This window comes from Pedobacter sp. 05L430 (assembly GCF_056397585.1).
Genome location: NZ_JBFTNT010000298.1, coordinates 1 through 5071 on the forward strand (window position 1 = coordinate 1; position 5071 = coordinate 5071).

At 38.3% G+C, this 5071-nt stretch carries 4 protein-coding genes; all 4 read right to left on the reverse strand.

Annotation, left to right across the window (positions count from 1 at the left end):
• A partial coding sequence (locus AC1DG9_RS22965) for a hypothetical protein (protein ID WP_477635307.1) occupies nt 1-531 on the reverse strand: 531 nt, incomplete at its 3' end.
• A gap of 12 nt (nt 532-543) precedes the next feature.
• Complete coding sequence (locus AC1DG9_RS22970; protein WP_337716714.1) at nt 544-1446, reverse strand: AraC family transcriptional regulator; 903 nt, start codon at nt 1444-1446, stop codon at nt 544-546.
• 34 nt (nt 1447-1480) lie between these two features.
• A complete protein-coding gene (locus AC1DG9_RS22975; protein ID WP_448104406.1) occupies nt 1481-4036 on the reverse strand; it encodes a ubiquitin family protein in 2556 nt (851 codons plus the stop codon).
• A 298-nt stretch (nt 4037-4334) separates the two neighbouring features.
• A partial coding sequence (locus tag AC1DG9_RS22980; protein WP_477635308.1) for a DUF4998 domain-containing protein occupies nt 4335-5071 on the reverse strand: 737 nt, incomplete at its 5' end.

The window sequence follows — 5071 nt, forward strand, 5'->3', positions numbered from 1 at the left end:
ATTCAATAAAGTTGGCATCACCCAGGAGTGGCTGGGAACATCAGTCATTTTAGCGCTTATTGGTAAGGGTTGCCCGTACTTACGGGCAACCCTGGATGAATAAACCAATCCACGAACCAAATCTTCGTAATCAAGAGATTCAGTATGGGTAGTAAATGCTAAACCATGAGCCACAATTGACCCTTCTCTAACGGCCTTTTCTATCCTTTTTTTACGCTCCGAATCCTGTTGAGGCCCCAATATTTGTGCATAAAGAGGCCATCCTGGTACAGTCCATGCGAAATGCTGATTCTTAGGTAAGGTTGCATTCTTCTCAATTACACTTAATGCCTTATCCATCATCTCTCCCCGATACCTTGCAAAAACATTTTCAGGTAAATCAGTAAAGCCAAGATCAAAGTGAGTCTTAAATACTACCCATACATCAGTCACTTTTGGGGTAAATGCATTACTTGTTTTTTGCTTTTGGGCAACTGCCACTGCAGCAGTTAACAAAATAATAAGCGATAAAGTCTTCGTTTTTGCTATCATAAAAAAGATGGATTATTTTGCATTCCTGTTTCTATAGGCATTTGGAGAAGTTCCCATTAATTGGGTAAATAGTCTTGAAAAATAATAGGGATCGTTATAACCAAGCTGGGCTGCAACTTCCTTTACCAAGCCATTGGTTCGATAAAACAACTGACAGGCCTTTTGTATTTTTAACTGATTAAAATAATTTATAGGTGAATAACCTGTGATATTCTTAAAAATGGTTGAAAGTTGGGAGTCTGAACATCCCGCAGCAGTTGATACATCCGGAAGGAGAATTGCCCGATGAAGATTAGATTTCATATACGCCATTGCCTTTTGAATAATAGCATCATGAGAATTTGCTATATTCTTTTTGATAATTGAACCTCTTTGAAAAAGAAACAGCGTTAGACAATTAATCAATTTCATATTTACATAAGCAAGATACTCTTTATTATACCCTTGTTCCAACACACTAAATATCTCTTCGAACAACAGTATCGCATCATTTTTATAAGGGAAGTGCTTGGGGTTAAAGCAATCCCTGGTAAAAGACATGTCGTTTATGCTAGCCAGCATGTTACCWCCAAATTCCATCCAGTATATTGTCCATGGATCATCGTCAGATGCGCCATATTCATGCTCAATATTTTGAGGAAGAATAAAAAAACTATTTCCAGTTACCTTTTGAATTCCACTTGCATTTCTAATCCAACCTGTTCCTGCAACACAATAAATTAAAATATTGTGTGCATTTCCGTTCTTTCGATGGGTATAATGTTTTGACGCAACGGGATAATATCCTAAATCCTTAATGAATAATCCATTCAGCAATGCATTATTTAGCCGTTGCTTGTCTAATATCTGTTGGGGAATTGCAATGATCTTCCTTCCCTTACCCTTCCAATAATTTACTGGGATATCATTTTCCATATCTAGTTATGATGCTTACTAAATTTTTACAACATTAGATTTTTTCACCTTTACCAATACTATTCACTACTAAATCAATCTTAATCTTCTCGCTTCCTTCATGCAATGCTGCAACAGCAATATCGGATTGGCCATTTGGCAGCATCAGGTTTCGTTCATTCAATATTTCTTCACGTTTCTTTCTAAACCGGTCAGCAACGTATAACGAATTTCCTTTAAATATGATGAACTCCCCATCAGAGAACTTCCTGTCAATTAAAAATTGCTTTCCATTTTGCAAGGTAATTTTGACTCCATTTGCTTGTTCGCCTTTTGGTGTATGTATGCGAATTGCAAATTCAAGTGGCTGGCTCTCAAATTCATTTTTTAACTGGTACAACTTTCCTTCTGAGGTATAAGGTTCATTTCTGAAACGGTTTTCACGTACGGGGTATAAGATAAATGCTTTTTTTCCGGTCTGTTCCAGATGAAACTTGTAATTAAGATCTTTCAATTTCTCCTTTAATGTCTTTGAAAAATCTATTTCGCTTCTCAGATTTTCCCAGGTGCGGTAAGCTTTAAAAATCGCATTCTTTTCACTACAATTCTCTACAGCCCTTTCACTTAAACCTAGCATATAGGTAGCATCCCATCCAATTGATTTCGCCTGTAGGTTTTCAGCATCGTACATGGTCCATTCACTGTCCAGGTTAATAATACCAAATGTTGCCGGCAGGTAACTGCTCTCAAAAACGTAACGCATGTCTTTACCTTCTATACCCCACTTATTGTTTACCGGACTAAACATATGATCGCCACCCCCTACGTTGCATACACTCATATAATGCCAGCTCCCTTCGCCAACAGCACTACCCATTACACGCAAATATTTACCTCCGTTCCTCTTGTAACTTTCGAAAAGCTTACCAAAGAAACGCTTAAACGAATACTGCCCATGCCCTTGATAAATACAGCTTTCAAGCCCGTCAAAATCAATATAATCCATACCACCATCAACCAACCATTTTCCATAAAAATCTGCATAAACCTCCTGCAAATTCATGTCTGGTGCAAAACCATGATAGCAATTAGGCTGCAGCTTAACAATGGTTGTTCCAAGGCCAAAAGATCCTCTGGTTGTTCCATGAAATCCTCTTTTAACATTTAAAAAGGTATAGGGCTTGGTTTCTGTTATGCCGTTATACTCGATAAGCTCTTTACCTATCTTAAGTACATTGGTATGATTTCCTTCCCATCCTCCAAATTCATTGAAATAGGCCCGGTCTGCTACTGTAATAACTGTATCCTGAGGAGAAAGCTGTTTGGTGATCACCGTGCGCTGCATGATGGAAAGGCTATCATTAGGAACTGGTGCAACATCACTGTTATTATCCGGTTGTAAGAATTCACAAAGGGTATGTAAACCCCAGCGTATACCTTTTTCTTTCATTAATGCGCCATATTCAGGTATGGTCATTGCAGGAGCAGATTTAAAATTAACTTTTTTTCCGCCCCATCTGTTTTGCCTGTTCGGATAATATTCGCCCATGCCTTCATCCTGAACAGATTTAAGTCCTAAACGCTGAGCATAATTTACAAGGCTGTCATGAACACCACTCCATGCAATATCAGGACGATAAGCTTTGGGGTCTTTAATCCATTTGCCATCTATTTCCGGGTGAGGAAGCCCTTCGGCTAAAACTATTTTCTCTATCGTTTTAAGGCCAAGAGAATCCGGACAAGCATACAATGCCATTGCAGAACCGATAAATCCGGCATCTGTAGGCAATACGAGTTGGTAACGGGCAGAGTTTGCTTTTCCATCCATGTTGTCGGGCAATACAGGAAAACGTATCATTTGCTCTTTTTTCCTGTCTCGAGAGTGCATGGAAATCGAAGATCCAAATGTTGGTTCTAGAACAGCACCATTTCCATAGTTCATCCTATAGTATTCTTCCGGATGCGAGTAAAAGGCCACATCACTAATACCATCGCCACCAATTGTAAAAGTTTGCCCTTCTTTTAGGTTAGGAGGAAGTGGGAATTTTACAGGGTCAGGAGAGTGTATAAAATAATACATGAAAGACATATCACCGTCCGTTGGTGGGCCTCCTGTAGTATTGTCATTCAGTCCCAGCATACCTATCGCGAAATCATCATCCCGCACCACTCCAAGCACATCTCCAATGGTTTTTGAAATATTCGTTTTATAAGGGCCCCATATGATATTATCAACCTGTTCTTTCTTGGTTAGCGAAAGTAGTTGAAACCTAAAATATTCATTTTTCTGTTCTGCTTTTATTGTTGCCACTGCACCATTGCTAAAGCTAAGCAAGATTTGATTGCGCTTCGGGCTATAAAAGGATTTTATCGGATGAATATAACCCTTGTGATTAGAAAGGCTCATCAATGCTGAAGAAAACCCCTTTGGATTATATTCTTTTTTCGTATTGACGTCTTTAATGGATGTAATAAAACCTTTACCATCTATACTGATAGATGAATATCGGGTTTTTAAATTGATGGTCTGCGCATGTGATAGGTTACTGTAGCTGAACACCATTATCCAGGCAATAATTACCCTGAACATGACAATGTTAAAATTATTCATAGTGTTTGTGTGTTGTCTTGTGCGAATTTTCGCTTTGTTTCATTTGTTTGTATGTACAAACTGTTCGCTTGTTTATTCTCAAAAAAAATTTATGACAATACTGCCGATCAGTCTGTTCAATGCTAAAATTAAATATTTTAAGAGCTATAAAAATGGTCTTATATTGATCAATATCGATGCTTTTTTTGCTCATCAACTCAATGTACTTACATGACGATTCAAGCTATTAGGTAGAAAAATCCGGCTGGGGCATCCCCAACCGGATTGCTGCGCTTCATTATTATTGTTTATAAATCCACTATTTTAATGTGATTGTTTCCTCTACTTTACGTGGAGCAGCAGTATTATAAGAGTAGAATAAATGAAAAGATTTAGTTGCAGGATCGTAATAACTTGGCCCCCAATGCTGGTCAATATTAGGTGTAGCTCCAGCAGGAGTAATGGTCACTGATAAATCTCCATTAACTTTCAACTGCATGAGATAACCTGAGGAGCCCAGGTCACCTAAATTACATTGAACAATTTCATCCGTTATCCGGGCAAGGACTTTCGCTTCGTCAATATTGCGATCTCCATTGTCCGGATGATGAAACACACCTGTGGCCTGGTAATTCCCTGCGTATGCATTAAATGTTTGAATAACCGAAGGACTGTAAAATGTATCAATGCCTTTATCAGGTACGAATGCAGATTTCAATTCTATTTGCTTTCCTTTATTGTCAGCAATAGTATAAGTATCAACCGTTGATGGTACACGAACAGTTGCAGTTTTCCCTAAGGCATTGGTATAGGTTACTTCAGTTGACACATTAAAAGTTTCAGCACCGGAAAAACTCAATTCTAATCCTGCCAGGGTATTCCCAATAATCACTCCCCTATTCAAAAGCTCAGATTCGTAGGTAGTACCATAAACCTTACCACTCTTTATCACCTCTAAAGAGGAATTCCCTAATTTATCGAAGGAAACAATTTCGAAATTATATGACTGCTCTTTTAATCCGGGGATAATGGTTTTAAGAATACCCAATTCAGCTG

What these genes read in the sequence shown, in the direction of transcription:
- AC1DG9_RS22975 (WP_448104406.1), bottom strand. Translation starts at nt 4,036, where the DNA reads ATGAATAATTTTAACATTGTCATGTTCAGGGTAATTATTGCCTGGATA.